Raw genomic sequence first — 14034 nt, 5'->3', positions numbered from 1 at the left:
CGGAGAGCGGTCCCTACCTCACCCACGGGAGCGTGATGTGTGAAGGCCGCGCGGCACTCCGGTATACGCGCTGCGTGGCCTTGACGAAGTCCGAGGGCTTCGCGTTCGGGATGTCGGTGAACGTCTGTGGATTGCGGTCGACCAACGGCAGCCACGTGCTCTGGACGTGCACCACGATGCGGTGGCCCTTGCGAAAGGTGTGGGCCACGTCCGCGAGTTCGAAGCGGATCTCGTCCGGCTCGCCTGGCGTGAAGGGCACCGGCTTCTCGAACGACTTCCGGTACTTGCCGCGGAAAGGCTCGCCGCGCACGAGAATCTGCTTGCCGGCCTGGCCGCCTTCGGTGACTTCATCCAGCACCTTCACGATGAAGTCCGAATCGGTCCCGGTCGTCGACACGTGCAGGTCGACGCCGATGGAACCACGCACGGTGACGTCCTCGGTGAGCTCGGGACCGCGGTACACGCGCACGTCCGGGCGCCGCGCGGCGAACGACTGGTCCGATGCCATGTAGTCGCGCGGCATGCCGATGGCCTCGACGCCGACAAGTGGGACCGGGTTGGCCGGGTCACTCACGTACTCGTCGAGCGCCTCCTGCGCGGTGGGCGCAGTCGCCGACAGCGTGCCCTCGCCGCCAAAATAGTAAGCACGTGGCACGGCCTTCGGCGGCCACGTGTCGGCGGTGAGCCAGCGGTTCGTTCCTGTTTCGAAGATGGACACGCCGGGGACAGAAGGCGCCGCCCCACCATGGAGCAGGCGAGCGAAGAAGCGCTGTTCTATTTCGGTCCGGTAGTGCAGGGACGTCGGTTGCCCGAACTCCATCGCGCCCGTCCTTGCGCCGTCGCTGCGAGCCCACCCGCCGTGCGTCCACGGCCCCATCGCGAGATGACTCTCGGTGTTCGGGCTCTGCTCGCGCAGCACGCGGAACGTGCGGAGCGCGCCGTTCAGGTCCTCTGCGTCGTACCAGCCGCCGACAACCAGCACTGCCGGGGTCACGTTCTTGAAGTGCCGCCAGATCGAACGGGCCTTCCAGAAGTCGTCGTACGCCGTGTGGTCGTGGTTCATCATCCAGTACGGGTTCTTGTCCAGCCCGTACTTCCGGCTCATTTCCATCAGCGATCCGCCGTCCAGGTAGAAGCGGTAGCCGTCCCTCGTGCCGTAGTTGAACTCGGTGTCGCGCTGCGGACGCCGCGGCTGCCGGCCGCGCGGCGGGAAGTCCACGTAGAACGAGAAGTTGTGCGCCAGCAGGAAAGCGCCGTTGTGGTACGAGTCGTCGTTCAGGTAGTAGTCGGTGACCGGCGCTTGTGGGGAGACTGCCTTGAGCGCTGGATGCGCGTCGATCAGCGCCGCGAGCACGTAGAAACCGGGATACGAGATGCCCCACATCCCGACGTTTCCGTTGTTGCACGGCACGTTCTTCACCAGCCAGTCGATGGTGTCGTAGGCGTCAGAGGATTCGTCCCATTCCGTTCCGCGCTTGCCTGGCTTGTACGGACGGACCTCCTCCCATTCGCCTTCCGACATGTACCGCCCGCGAACGTCCTGATAGGCCACGATCCACGGTTCGTCGGCGAACGCGCGTGACGGTCCGACCATCTGGCGGTAGGTGTCGGGTCCGTAGGGACTCGCGCTGTACGGTGTCCGCTCCAGCAGGATCGGCGCGCCTCCAGGTGTACACGTCTTAGGTGCATAGACGGCGGTGTGCAGCCTGGTCCCGTCGCGCATCGCGACGAGGTGCTCGGCCTTGACGTGCGTGTCGCGGGCGGTGCGGGACGGGGCGACCGCGGGCGCCTGGGCCTGCACGAGCAGCGTGAGCGAGCAGAGCGTCGCAACGAGCGAGGCCAGGAGGACGTGCGGAACGGACCGGCGCATCCCGCGATCGTACCGCCTGCCTCAGTCGTTGGCCACGACGGCGCCGAGTCCCACGAGCAGCACGAGGCCGCCAAGGAGTGCGCCCAGCATCAGCACGGGCAACAGCGCCGGCGGCATCAGCGCCTGCATGGCCTGGCCGGCGGCATCGCTCGTGGCCCAGGCCACCAGCCTCGAAGCCATCGCATCCCCGCGGAGGACCAGCAGCGTTGCCGCGGCCACCAGCGCCACGAGGGGCTCGGCCCGCTCGAGGGTGTCCAGAGGGCGCATGGCACTCGCCCTCATCTCCTGCCGGGCCTGCCACTGCGCGCGCCACCAGATGTCCTCGGCAGGCGCTCCGACAGAAGCCGGCTCGTCGTCTACGGCCGCTCGCAGGACCTGCGTCACGGCCTGGACCTCACGACATGCGGCGCAGGTCACCAGATGGGCCTTCAGCTCCGGCGTCCATTCGCCGGATTCGCCAGCTCTCAGCACCTCGGCTTCGCGTGGGCACAGGTCGTCGGTCATCACTTCCTCCTCAACGGCGAATGCCGAGCGCAACGGCCAGCTTCTGACGCGCCCGGGAGAGCAGCACGCGCACGCTGCCTTCCTTGATCGACAGGGCCGAGGCAATCTCGCGGTGGCTTGCCTGCTCCACGTACGCGAGCCACAGCATCGTTCGTTCCTGGACCCGCAGGCGGCCCATCGCGCGTGTCATGTCGACGCCGGCGGCCGGGTGTGACGACCGTCCCGGCAGTGCGTCGGGGTCCAGACCTGCCGTTGGTGCCTTCTTGCGGGCTCGCCACGCGTCGTTCACCAGGTTGGCGGCGATCCGGTACAGATAGGCACGCCGTTCGTCGATCGGCAGGCTCGCGTGCGGCGTCCGCAGCAACCGGAGGTACGCCTCCTGCACCGCGTCCTCGACGTCCTCGGCCGGCAGGCTGCGACGCAGGTAGGCCGCAAGGCTCCGCGCCGTCCGCGCATGGAATGCGCGGAACTCGGCCTCGTCGAGGGCGAGCGGCGCGACGGCTTCAGCCACGCGAACGCCCGCTGACAGCACGGCGGCAGGAATGACGCGCACGGCAGGTCACTCGAGTTCGGTACGAAGGGGTGACCTATCTCGCCGACTCCCCGGGCGTCGAGTAGACCCCGAGGCTGCGGCCCAGTCCGAACGATGCGGCGGCGGACACCAGGTAGCCGATTCCAATGCTCAGCAGCATGATTCCCAGGATCACGAAGCCCTCCGCGGCCTCGCGCTCGATGATCGTGCTCTGCCATCCCACCACGCGGCAGCCGATACCCGCCGCGCAGAGCACGATGCCGACCTGGACGGCGCGCAGGATGCGCTGCGCCGGGTGCGTGCGTTCCGTGCTGATCGAGTCGATGAACTTCGTACCGCCCGGACTGTCCATGAACTCGGCCAGTTCCTTGCCGTTGTTGATGCGATCCAGGAGCTTGTTGTGGAAATCCGACATCACCCGCAGCTGCGCCTTGCGCCGCAGCGCGTCGACGATGACCCAGGTCAAGAAGCTGACCGAGCCGAACACCGTGAGAATGCCGATGATGGGAATCATTTCCTTCATGTGCGATTCACCCTGGCCGGCGGGGCCCGCGCCGTGCGGCTGCCCTTTCCCGGCTTCTGTCGTGGTCAACGCCGGCCGGGCCGATTGGTTAACGAAGACGTGCCGGGTTAGTCGGTGCCTGGGCCGTCTGCTAGCCTAAGAGGTTGCTCGGGAGGAGCATGATCGACATCCTTGCACGTATCCAGGGCCACGCCGTCGTCACAGGGATCCGCGGTTCCTCCGGGCTCGCGCCCGCATGACCACCATGCCCCTGGCCGTCACTGTCGAATCCAGCCGCGCCGATTGGGACGCCTTCGTCGCGACGCATCCCGACGCCACCGCGTACCACGCGTGGGACTGGCGTGACGTGTTCGGTCCGGTGTTCGGCCACGAGCCGATCTACCTGGCAGCCCGCGACGGTGGCCGCGTCGTCGGCGTGCTGCCGGTCGTGTCGTTCAGGAGCCGGCTGTTCGGGCAATTCTTCTGCTCGCTGCCCTTCGTGAACTACGGCGGCGTACTCGCCACCACGCCGGACGCGGCGGCGCCGTTGCTGGCCGAGGCCGCACGCCTCGCGCGCGAACGCGGCGCCGCGCACGTCGAACTGCGCCACGTCGATCGGCAGGTGCCCGACTCACCGGTGCGCCAGCACAAGGTGACCATGCTGCTGCGCCTGCAGGAGACCGCGGACGCGCAATGGACCGCGCTCGACAACAAGGTCCGCAACATGGTTCGCAAGGCGGAGAAGAGCGAGCTGACCAGCGAGTCGGGCGGCAGCGAACTGCTCGACGCCTTCTATGCCGTCTTCAGCGTCAACATGCGCGACCTCGGGACGCCGGTGTACCCGACCCGGTTCTTCGCTGCCGTCCTGAAGGCCTGCGGGCCAGCGGCGCGCCTGCACGTCGTGCGACACCAGGGCAGGCCCGTGGCCGCATCGATGACGATCGCCCACCGGAACCGTGTCGAAGTGCCGTGGGCGTCGTCGCTGCGCGAGGTGCGGACCATGAATCCCAACATGTTGCTCTACTGGCACATGCTGCGCGAGGTGATCGCCGGAGGGGGACGCGTCTTCGACTTCGGCCGATCGACGCCGGGCGAAGGCACGTTCCACTTCAAGAAGCAGTGGAAGGCCGAACCCGTCCCGTTGCACTGGGAGTACGCGCTCATCTCGCGCGACGCCCCGCCCGATCAGAGTCCCGGCAGTGGCAAGTTCGCGATGGCCATCGAACTCTGGAAGAAGCTGCCCGTGCCGGTCGCCAACACCATCGGTCCGCTCATCATCGGGAACATACCGTAAAGCGAATCGGGACGAACGCTGAACGTCGAACGCCGAGGTCCCAGTCGCGTGGGGTGCCGGGTACCGGGTACCGGGTGCAGCGTACCGATTGGCAACGCGGAAGGTCCGATGTCCAGTCCGAATCCCGAAGCCCGACGGCCAGTCAGCGAAGCCGCGTGACGAAGCGGTCGCCATCACTGAGCGTCGGACAAGTGATCCATGGCACCTGCGCCACTGGTAGTCACGATATCCGCTTCAGGTAGGCTGCAGGCCGTAGGCCGTAGGCGCGAATATCGTTGGAGTCCGACGCCTACATCGCCGAAGGCCGCCATCGAAGCCCCGTAGGCGTCGAGCTTGCTCGACGCTCCCGCCTGCGGACGACGGTCGACCAAGGTCGACCGCTACGTCCAACCGCGAAAACCGGAGGCCGACGGCCGTCAGCGAAGCCGCTAGACCGCCCTGACCGCGATGACGGTCTGGTCGTCGGCCTGGGGTGCCCCGGCCGCATGCTCGGCGGCCGCGGCGTTGACAGCGCTGACGATGCCGGAGACCGGCGTCCGGGTGGTGGCCAGCGTCGTGAACAGCGTGATGAGGCGTGCCTCGCCGAACTCCTCGCGGTCCATGCCGTGCGCCTCGGTGATGCCGTCGGTGACGAAAAGGAAGACGTCCCCCTGCGCGTAGGTGAGGGGCAGTTCCTCGAGTTCGCTGGTGAAGAGCTCGCTGGCGGTGAGCCCGAGTCCCAGCCCGCGCGGCAGCCAGCGCCGCACCGCTCCTGTCGCGGCCACCCACTGGTAGAGCGGCAGGTGCCCGCCGCGCGCGACCGTCAGCGTGCGCGCACGACTATCGAAGAACGCGCCGAGTACGGTCACGAACGAGCGCCGCTCCATGTCGCGGCCGAGCAGGTCGTTGGTCCGCACGAACAGCTGCTTTGGCGCCAGATCGAAGCCGTGCAGCGAGCGCACGATTCCTTGGAGCTTCGACATGTACAGGGCTGCGGACGTGCCCTTGCCACTGACGTCGCCGATCATCACGGCCAGGTGTCCGTCGTTGCCGTCGAGGTAGTCGAAGTAGTCGCCACCGACCTCCTGCGCCGGCACCGACACGCCATACACCTCGAGCCCCTGGACGCGCGGCGGCCGCTGTGGCAGCGACTCGAGCTGGATGCGCCTGGCGATCGCCAGTTCCTGGCGTACTCGTTCCTGGGCAGCGAGGTTCTCGTAGAGGAACGCGTTCTCCACGAGGAGCGCGGCCTGCCCGGCGATCACGCCGAGGAATGCGAAATCGTCGGCCGTGTACGCCGCTTCCGACAGCTTTTCGCCGATGAAGACCACGCCGCGCAACTCGTTGTGGCCGCCGATCGGGTAGAGATGATGGATCTGTGCGCGTCGCAGCGCGAGCCGCAGGCGAGGCGGTGCGTACTCGGTATCCATCTCCGCGCCACGCGAGGCCCGCAGCACACCGACGGCATCCTCCACGCATCCCGTGCAGAAGACGTCCCACTCGCTGGTGTCAAAGCCGATCGAGCGCTTCGAGCTGACCAGGCGGTCGCCCTGCACGAACACCACGCCGGCACGCTTGACGGGCATGAGCCTGTCGATGACCGTCAGCAGGCCGTCGGCCAGGCCGTCGAGGTCCATGCGGGGCCCCATGACCTCGCTGAACTCACGTGTGGCGCGACGGTAGTCGTACCCCTCTTGGTAGTACTGCTCGGCAAGGAACCTGTGACCGCGCTTGAGCAGCGCCCGAAAGCCGTACGCGAAGACGACGGCTGCGGCGATGAGCACGCCCTTCTCGATCACGGCGCGGCGCGAGGCGTCGACTGGCGTCGGCAAAACCTCGAGTGCGTCGCTCGTCAGCCGGATGTTGGGCAGCGGCAGCTGCAGGTGCATCATCCACCACCAGAACAGCAGGCCGGCGCCGACGATGAGCGTTGTCCACGCGGAGCTGACCAGTAGGTACTGCACGTTGCGGCGGATGCGGAGATCGAGCTCGAGCAGACGGTAGCGGCCGATCACCAGCAGGTGCACCACGAGCACACCGAGGTAGAGCAGCGCCCTGAAGATCTGGATGATCGGCGCCCCGATACCGGCCGCGTTGGGGCGCCGGACCAGCAGGGACACTGCCACCGTGGCGAGGGTGAAGCCCACCGCAATCCCCGTCATCGCCGACGTCGCACGCGAGATCTGCCGATCCTCCGCACTGTACGTCCGCCGCGTGCGCATGGTCGCGACCGTGGCATACGCCAGCATGATCACCGTGCCGCGGTAGAACAGGAAGTCGATGTTGAACGGCGCCGTCCACGTGATCGCGAGGCTCGCCCCCGCGAGCGCCAGCGCAAGGGCGTACGCGCCGAAGATCGCCCATCGGCGCGCCACCAGCCCCGGACGCTCCCGCGGGAAGTACTTCATCGAGTGCAGCCAGAACGCGACGCCGAGTGTGGCGCAAATCGCCAGGGTCACGTCCGAGGTGAGCACGTACCAGGTCGGCAGCGTGCGTCGCGGTCGCGTCAGCACCGCGATCGTGAATCCCATGCCCATCCACCCGAGGCCGAGGTAGTAGGCAGCCTTGATGTGCGCGCGGAACGTGGCCAGCAGCGTGCCGCTGACGATGTAGAGCCCGCCGACGAGGAACAGGATCAGCGCGGCGATGCCGATGCCGAACGCCGACAGCCGGACTTCGAGCGTGACCGACTCGCCGTCGCGGAGCACGTCGTAGGCGCTGACGCGGCCGACCTGCGACGTCCGCATGATGCGGTCGGCATCGAGTGCGCCCGAGAACCCCTCGCCGTTGATCCGCGTGATGATGTCGCCGGGCAGCATGCCCGCGCGATCGGACGCGCCACCCGGCGTAACCTGCACGACCAGCACCGTCTTGTCGATCGATCGGAGTGCGTCGATGAGCGCCGGCGCCGGCAGGACAACCGAAAGGACCTGGTCCTTGCGGGCGCGGAACACCAGGACCTCGACGGTGGGCTTGCCGGCAACACGCGCGCGAGCTTCCGCCGGGCCCAGCAGGCGCTCGCCCTCGATCTCCATGACCACGTCGCCGGGCGCGATGGCGTCGCCAGCGTCGGCCTGCCGCGGCACGAACGGCGCTTGCGGCCCGAGCGAACGCGGCGTGCCCAGTTGTCCCTCCACGTGCTCGACGACGTAGAGGTACGAGAGCGGATCGATGAACACGTTCTCGTCGGTCGCGGCGCGGCCGACGATGAAGAGATTCAGGGCCGCGACCACGGCCAGCCACACCCCGAGCGCAGCGACGGCTACACGTAACAGGGCGCGGGGGCGACTGGTCGTCGTCGGCGTCATCAGGGGCGCATCAATCAGGGCTGTGACGGCGCTGCTGGCTGACCTGGCCGCGGCGCAGCGAATGGAAGGATGTCTGGCATCACCCGGACACCCGTCGAAAAGGTCAGCAGGGCCGGGCCGCCGTAGTCGAACTCCACCTCCAGGAAACCGGCGGTAAAGCCCTTCACGGGCTTCGTGACCCTGGCGCGATAGACGCCCTGCGCATCAGGCTGCACCTCGGTGCCCTTCCACACCGGCCCGAGAGTCTCGATACGGAAGTCACGCGCCTCGGGGTTGGTTGCCTGCCAGAACGTCACCTGCCGCGGTTTCGTCTCCGGGCGGATCACGAGCGTGCCGTCCTTGTCGGCTGACCAGTCGAACTTCGGGCGCGCCACTCCCTTGACGATCGCGCCATAGAAGGCCAACAGGCTGGTCGGCGCGTTGGTGTCCTTGAGAGAGTGGTCGGCGTTGGGCACGTAGCGCAGGTACTTCTCGCCCTTCAGATCGTCGAAGTAGAACTGCCAGGAATCGGGCAGGAAGAACTGGTCGCCGCTGGCGTTGATGATGAACTTCGGTATGGTGGCCAGACGATCGCGATACGAGTACGGCTCGACCAGCGCGAGCAGCTTGTCGAAGCGCGGATCGCCCATGCGATCCATCACCCCGTGGGTCACGTACTCACTGACCGCCGGCGCCCAGAAGCCGTAGGCGCGATAGTGATGGATCATCGACGGCTTCAGGTTGAGGACGTCGATCACCGCCGGCATGATCGCGACGACGCGGCTGTCGACCGCCGCGGTCGTCCACGTCGTCCAGCCGCGCTTGGAACCGCCGGAGACGACGAACTTCGTGATCGCACGCCGGCCGCCCTCGGGCGACTGCGCGAACGCCTGTACCGTGTCCATGGCGCGGACGGCAGCCTTGGTCATCGGAAAGCGTGCGAGCCACTGGTCGTCACCGCCATCGAGGTACTTGCGCCAGCCATAAGCGATGAGGTCGTCCTCCTTGCGCGCGACGCCGTCCTTGAAGAACGTCAGCGGCTGATTCGGGATCATCCGCAGCTCGGTGACGATCGTTTTCGTACCGGAGGCAATGGCCGCCAGCATGGCGTCGGTCTTCGGAAGCGTGGCGCGGTCGTTGCCGCCGCCGGCGATGTACAGCAGCGACGTGTCGCTTTCGATCGTCTCCGGCCTGATCACCGTCAGGTAATGCTTCCACTCCGTCCGATCGACCTCGTCTGCCGTCCGCCACGTCTGCGACGTCATCTCGAGCGTGGTGACAGTCAGCGTCCCCTCCTGGCGGGTGCTGACGACCGACCACTTGTAGGCCGGGTCGGGCGTCGAGACGTAGCGATCGAGAGCCGTCGCGGACCGAGCCGAGGCGGGAACGCGGAGTGGTTGCGCCAGTGCAGACGTGCCGACAGCGAGCAACCCGGCCAGGGCGACCGGCAGCAGACGGATGAACATGCGAGAGAGGTCCCTTTCGATTGTCTACAGCGGGGAAAGTGTATCAAGCCACCTTGCCACGGTGTCCGCGACACGGGCATGGACGTCAGCCTGCCGGCTGTCCTTGGCCCGCACTTCGAAACCGTGGCCGCCATGGGGCACGTCGATTACCTCGACACGGGCTCCGGCCGCGGCGAATGCCTGCCGGATGTCATCGGGCCCACCGAAGGGATCCCGTTCGCCTTGCACCACGAGCAGGGGCACGCGGATGCCGCCGAGGTGCGCCACGCGCAGTTGCTCAGGCTTGCCGGGTGGGTGCAAGGGATAGCCGAGGGCCACGCATCCCCTGATGGTCGCGGGTGCGTCCGGCTCGCCCAGCAGCATCGTGGCCATGCGCCCACCCATCGACTTGCCACCAATGGCGAGCGGCGCCTCGGCCCATCGGTGTCCGGCGTGCTCGACCACGTGACGCCATGTGTCGAGCAGGATGGCCGTGCGGTCCGGCATCCGTCGGCCGGCTGTGATGTAAGGAAAGTCGAACGTCACGACGCGAATGCCGCGGTCGGCGAGATCGCCCGCCCGGGCCCGCATCCAGGGGTGGCCCTGGCCGGCGCCGGCGCCATGCGCGAGCACCAGGGTGCGTCGTGGCTGGGCTGACTCGTAGAGCGTCGCGCGGATACCACCGGCGGGTGCCTCAATCGTGAACGCGTCCATCTCCGTATTGTAGAGGTCCGGCCGTACCAGCTGGGCCATCGCGAGCGTCGAGCAAGCTCGACGCCTACACCTCGCTCGCGAAGCCTCGGAGGTAGGGCCCGCTCTCCGAGCGCGGCCAAACATGAGGCATCAGGCATCAGGCATTAGGCATCATGTCCCCCATGCACGATCGTCGCGAGTTCCTGGGCTCCCTGGCGGCCTTGGGAGTCGTACCGTTGACACTGCTCGCGCAGGACGGTCGCGTGGCTACCGTCACTGGTGAGGTCGCCGTGCGTGACCTCGGCATGGTGCTGATGCACGAGCACCTGATGGTGGATTTCATCGGCGCCGGCAAGGTCAGCCGAAGCCGTTACGATGCCGACGAGGTGGTCCGCGTGGCGCTGCCGCACCTCAAGGAGGCGCACGATCTCGGCTGCCGGACGCTTGTCGAATGCACGCCGGCGTTCCTCGGTCGCAACGCGGCGTTGCTCCAGCGGCTGTCGCAGGCGTCCGGACTGCGGATCATCGCCAACACCGGTTACTACGGCGCCGCCCGAGACAAGCACCTGCCGGCGCATGCATTCAAGGAATCGGCGCGCGACCTGGCGCAGCGCTGGATCAACGAGCAGCGCCGCGGCATCGATGGCACCGACATCCTGCCGGGAATCATGAAGATCGGCGTCGATCCCGGTGGGCTGTCCGATATCGATCGGAAGCTCGTCGAAGCGGCCGCGATCGCGCACAGGGCGACCGGCCTGCCGATCGCCTCGCACACGGTCGACGGTACCGCGGCCCACCAGTCGCTCGATGTGCTCGACGCACAGGGCGTCGCGGCCGGGGCATTCATCTGGGTGCACGCGCACAACGAAGGTGACGACGCATCCTTGAAGAGGGCGGCGGAACGGGGCGCCTGGGTCGAGTTCGACGGCATCGGCCCCGACTCGGTCGACCGTCACGTCCAGCTCGTGAAGATGATGGCCGACGCGGGCCACCTGGGTCGCGTGCTCGTGTCGCATGACGCGGGGTGGTATCACGTGGGTGAGGAGGGAGGCGGTACGTTCCGTCCCTTCGACACCGTGTTCCGGCGCTTCGTGCCCGCCATCAGGGCGGCGCTCAACGAGGCCGCCGTGACACAGCTGCTCGTGACCAACCCGGCCCAGGCGCTGGCGCGACGCGCATGATCTCACTCCTCGCCACACGCGCACCTTTCCCACCGCCAGGCTCGTCGCCCGCAAGCGCTGACGCGGCTCGTCCGGCGGACGGCCTCAGCGACGGCCGGACCGGTCCATTGCTATCGTGCTCGTCGTGGATTGGCCGACTGCACTTTCTGACCACGCCGTCCTGCGTGCGCGCGGGCTCTTCCTGGCCGAAGGGCGACTCGTGCTCGGGCGCATCCTCGCGGGTGCGGCCGGCGGCGCCTCCGCAATCGTCGCGGTGCTGTCCACGCCGGCGGCGGCCCGGGCGCTGGATCTCGAAGCCCGTGTCGGCGATCGCCTTACCACCCGATCACCTGCCGAGATGGAGGCGCTCACAGGGTTCAACTTCCACCGTGGCGTGCTGGCGCTGGTGCGGAGGCCGTCGCTGGCCGACGTACGTGACGTCATCAACGCGACGGCGAGGGCCGGCTCGGAGAGCCGGCCCTACCCAACTCGAGATGTGGCGAAGGCCGATGGCCGCAGGCCTGTCCTCGTGGTGGCCGAGCACCTCGTCGACGTGGACAACGTCGGCAGTTGCTTCCGCAATGCGCGTGCATTCGACGCCGCGTGCCTGCTGCTCGACGACCGCTGCCCCGACCCTCTCTATCGCAAGGCAGTCCGCACGTCGCTGGGGACCGTGCTCGAGGTGCCCTGGGTGCAGGCGCCGATCCGCGACCTGATGGAAGCGCTCGCCACGGCCGGCGTGATCACCATCGGCCTCACGCCAGATGTCGGTGCTGCCACGATCGCCGAGGCCGCCGCGGAACTGGCGGCCGACACCCCTGCTGCGCTCGTGATCGGCAACGAGGGCCATGGCCTGTCGGCAGGGACACGGGCGCATTGCGCTCGCCTGGCGCGCATCCCGATGGCCCAGGGCGCCGACTCGCTCAATGTCGCGACCGCGCTGGCCGTGGCCCTCTACGAGTGGCGGGTACGCCGGCGCTGACCGGCGTGCCCGGACGATAGCCGGAGCGAATCGGGCTTGCCGCGCCGAAGCCTTGGCGAATCGGGCTTGCCGCGCCGAAGCCTTGGCGAATCGGGCTTGCCGCGCCGAAGCCTTGGCGAAGGCGGGATGTTCACGGACCGCTGCCGCGCTGCCGATTCCATGTCACAACGGTCATGGTCGCGCGCATCTTCGTCGTCGGTCTCGCCCTCGCCGCCCTTGCCGTGCCCTTGATCGCCACCGAAGCGGCCGTGGATCTCTCCGGCCTGGTCACGGTTTCAGGCCGTGCCGCCGCGAATGCCGTAGTCTGGCTCGACGCCGGCGCCGCGTCGGTGGCCCGTACGCCCAACGCCGTCCTCCGCCAGCGGAGCCTCAAGTTCGCGCCGCAGGTGCTGGCCGTGCGCGCAGGGACGGTCGTCGACTTCCCGAACGACGATCGGGTCTTCCACAACGTGTTCTCGTTCCGCGACGGCAAGCGCTTCGATCTGGGCGTGTATCCGGTCGGATCGACTCGGCAGGTCACCTTCACGAACACCGGCGTGAGCCGCCTGTTCTGCAACATCCATCCGAACATGGCCGGGTACGTGGTCGTCGTCGATACGCCGTGGTTCGCCACCTCCGACGCCGAGGGCCGCTTCCACATCGTCGACGTGGAGCCAGGCACGTACACGTGGCAGGCCTGGCGTGCCACCGGTCCCGTCGCTTCCGGGAGCATCAGCGTTCGTGCGGGCGCGGTCCTTGAGGTCGCATGGCCGTGAGGGCATCTACCCTTGCCGGGGTGCTGGCGCTCTGGGCCATTGGCTGCGGCACGGCGTCGGCCCAATCGATGTCGGTGGAGTTGGACGGTACGACGGGGTTCTCCACCGAAGGCGACACCGCCGCGGCTGGCGCGCAACTGCGCGTGTTCGGCGAACTCCCACGCGAATACCGGGTGAATGTCGAGGCGACCTGGGCCGACCGCACCGCCGACGTCTCTGATGCGTTTGGCGCCGCTTACCCATATGGCGGCCGCGTGTCGCTCAGCGAGGCGTGGGTCGAGCGGATCTTTCGCAGCAAGTCGAAGCTGCTCGGCGTCCGCGCGGGTCAGTTCCGGACCCCGTTCGGCATCTACTCGCGCAGCGACTACGCCTACCAGGGCTTCCTGCGGGCACCGCTGATCCGCTACGACGAGTACTGGTCGATCAGCAACAATTTCCTCGAGCGGGGCGTGAACGTCGTCGCCGGCGGGTCGCGGCTGCAGGTCGAGGCGAGCGTCGGCACGCCGGGCGACATCGGCCAATCGCAACGCCGTGGCGGCGTCAGCGGCACGGTGCGGGCGCAGGGGTACTTCAAGTCGCTCGTCCTCGGCGTGAGCCACGTCAACAGCGAACCGTACGCCCCCGCACGATATGCCACCGGCCGTCTCGCCGTTACCGGCGTCGACGGGCGATTCGCGAAGGCTGGCGTCATCGTCCGCGGTGAATGGATGTCGGGACGCCCCTGGAGCAGGCCGGAGACGGATGGCTGGTACCTCGACGGCATCGTCCATCGCCGGTTCATGGGCCCGGTCACGGCGGTCGTGCGTGCCGAGAGGCTTCGCTACGCCTCGCCGCGTCCCTTCACCTACCGGGACGAGACGTTCACCGAATGGATCGCGGACCGGCAGACGTTCGGCGCGCGGGTCCGGCTGCCCGCCGGGTTCACCGCGCAGGTCGGGCTGCTCCATCAGTCCCGGCTCCTGGCCCACACGAACCCCGTTGCGCTGGACCTGGCGATGACCTGGTCGGTGCGACACGATTGAGCGGTCCGC

The 14034-nt window shown here is 68.0% G+C and carries 12 protein-coding genes; 5 read left to right on the top strand and 7 right to left on the bottom strand.

Features of this window, described 5'->3' with window-relative positions:
* Window positions 1-13 precede the first annotated feature (13 nt).
* From LuPra_RS29840 to LuPra_RS29825, 4 genes are read right to left on the bottom strand one after another with little or no spacing between them, the layout of a single operon-like run.
* Complete coding sequence (locus LuPra_RS29840) at window positions 14-1870, bottom strand: CocE/NonD family hydrolase (RefSeq protein ID WP_110174155.1); 1857 nt, start codon at window positions 1868-1870, stop codon at window positions 14-16.
* A 21-nt stretch (window positions 1871-1891) separates the two neighbouring features.
* Window positions 1892-2374: a hypothetical protein gene (locus tag LuPra_RS29835; protein ID WP_110174154.1), complete on the bottom strand. Its 483-nt coding sequence runs from the start codon at window positions 2372-2374 to the stop codon at window positions 1892-1894.
* A gap of 10 nt (window positions 2375-2384) precedes the next feature.
* Window positions 2385-2927 (bottom strand): RNA polymerase sigma factor, encoded by a 543-nt coding sequence (locus LuPra_RS29830; RefSeq protein ID WP_110174153.1) that lies wholly within the window; start codon window positions 2925-2927, stop codon window positions 2385-2387.
* Between the two features lie 34 nt (window positions 2928-2961).
* Window positions 2962-3429, bottom strand: coding sequence for a hypothetical protein (locus LuPra_RS29825; RefSeq protein ID WP_157899853.1), 468 nt, complete (start codon window positions 3427-3429; stop codon window positions 2962-2964).
* 235 nt (window positions 3430-3664) lie between these two features.
* On the opposite strand from LuPra_RS29825, the gene LuPra_RS29820 reads away from it, so the two are divergent.
* Complete coding sequence (locus LuPra_RS29820) at window positions 3665-4702, top strand: FemAB family XrtA/PEP-CTERM system-associated protein (protein ID WP_234800616.1); 1038 nt, start codon at window positions 3665-3667, stop codon at window positions 4700-4702.
* 428 nt (window positions 4703-5130) lie between these two features.
* Here the strand turns inward: LuPra_RS29820 and LuPra_RS29815 are convergent, their stop codons facing one another.
* From LuPra_RS29815 to LuPra_RS29805, 3 genes are read right to left on the bottom strand one after another with little or no spacing between them, the layout of a single operon-like run.
* Window positions 5131-7989 carry a SpoIIE family protein phosphatase gene (locus tag LuPra_RS29815; protein ID WP_110174150.1) on the bottom strand — a complete coding sequence of 953 codons (2859 nt, stop codon included), beginning with the start codon at window positions 7987-7989 and terminating at the stop codon, window positions 5131-5133.
* A gap of 14 nt (window positions 7990-8003) precedes the next feature.
* The gene (locus LuPra_RS29810; protein ID WP_110174149.1) at window positions 8004-9434 is read right to left on the bottom strand and encodes a PhoPQ-activated pathogenicity-related family protein; all 1431 of its coding nucleotides are present in this window, start codon (window positions 9432-9434) and stop codon (window positions 8004-8006) included.
* 24 nt (window positions 9435-9458) lie between these two features.
* Complete coding sequence (locus LuPra_RS29805; protein ID WP_157899852.1) at window positions 9459-10166, bottom strand: alpha/beta hydrolase family protein; 708 nt, start codon at window positions 10164-10166, stop codon at window positions 9459-9461.
* A gap of 113 nt (window positions 10167-10279) precedes the next feature.
* Here LuPra_RS29805 and LuPra_RS29800 point away from each other — a divergent pair, with 113 nt between their 5' ends.
* The 4 genes from LuPra_RS29800 to LuPra_RS29785 all read left to right on the top strand — a co-directional run bounded on the left by LuPra_RS29800 (window position 10280) and on the right by LuPra_RS29785 (window position 14025).
* Window positions 10280-11287 carry a phosphotriesterase family protein gene (locus LuPra_RS29800; RefSeq protein ID WP_110174147.1) on the top strand — a complete coding sequence of 336 codons (1008 nt, stop codon included), beginning with the start codon at window positions 10280-10282 and terminating at the stop codon, window positions 11285-11287.
* Between the two features lie 124 nt (window positions 11288-11411).
* On the top strand, window positions 11412-12248 hold the full coding sequence (locus LuPra_RS29795; RefSeq protein ID WP_157899851.1) for a TrmH family RNA methyltransferase: 837 nt from the start codon (window positions 11412-11414) through the stop codon (window positions 12246-12248).
* Window positions 12249-12421: 173 nt separating this feature from the next.
* Entirely contained in the window at window positions 12422-13003 is a 582-nt protein-coding gene (locus LuPra_RS29790; protein ID WP_110174145.1) for a plastocyanin/azurin family copper-binding protein, read from the top strand.
* Window positions 12994-14025 (top strand): hypothetical protein, encoded by a 1032-nt coding sequence (locus tag LuPra_RS29785; protein ID WP_110174144.1) that lies wholly within the window; start codon window positions 12994-12996, stop codon window positions 14023-14025. The genes LuPra_RS29790 and LuPra_RS29785 overlap by 10 nt, the downstream gene beginning before the upstream one ends.
* The last annotated feature ends 9 nt before the right edge of the window (window positions 14026-14034 follow it).

The sequence above is a fragment of the Luteitalea pratensis genome (genome assembly GCF_001618865.1).
GTDB classification, from domain to species: Bacteria; Acidobacteriota; Vicinamibacteria; order Vicinamibacterales; family Vicinamibacteraceae; genus Luteitalea; species Luteitalea pratensis.
This window is presented reverse-complemented; position numbering and strand designations above follow the sequence as displayed.

What these genes read in the sequence shown, in the direction of transcription:
- LuPra_RS29840 (WP_110174155.1), bottom strand. Translation starts at nt 1,870, where the DNA reads ATGCGCCGGTCCGTTCCGCACGTCCTCCTGGCCTCGCTCGTTGCGACG.
- LuPra_RS29835 (WP_110174154.1), bottom strand. Translation starts at nt 2,374, where the DNA reads ATGACCGACGACCTGTGCCCACGCGAAGCCGAGGTGCTGAGAGCTGGC.
- LuPra_RS29825 (WP_157899853.1), bottom strand. Translation starts at nt 3,429, where the DNA reads ATGAAGGAAATGATTCCCATCATCGGCATTCTCACGGTGTTCGGCTCG.
- LuPra_RS29820 (WP_234800616.1), top strand. Translation starts at nt 3,665, where the DNA reads ATGACCACCATGCCCCTGGCCGTCACTGTCGAATCCAGCCGCGCCGAT.
- LuPra_RS29815 (WP_110174150.1), bottom strand. Translation starts at nt 7,989, where the DNA reads ATGACGCCGACGACGACCAGTCGCCCCCGCGCCCTGTTACGTGTAGCC.
- LuPra_RS29810 (WP_110174149.1), bottom strand. Translation starts at nt 9,434, where the DNA reads ATGTTCATCCGTCTGCTGCCGGTCGCCCTGGCCGGGTTGCTCGCTGTC.
- LuPra_RS29805 (WP_157899852.1), bottom strand. Translation starts at nt 10,166, where the DNA reads ATGGCCCAGCTGGTACGGCCGGACCTCTACAATACGGAGATGGACGCG.
- LuPra_RS29800 (WP_110174147.1), top strand. Translation starts at nt 10,280, where the DNA reads ATGTCCCCCATGCACGATCGTCGCGAGTTCCTGGGCTCCCTGGCGGCC.
- LuPra_RS29790 (WP_110174145.1), top strand. Translation starts at nt 12,422, where the DNA reads ATGGTCGCGCGCATCTTCGTCGTCGGTCTCGCCCTCGCCGCCCTTGCC.
- LuPra_RS29785 (WP_110174144.1), top strand. Translation starts at nt 12,994, where the DNA reads ATGGCCGTGAGGGCATCTACCCTTGCCGGGGTGCTGGCGCTCTGGGCC.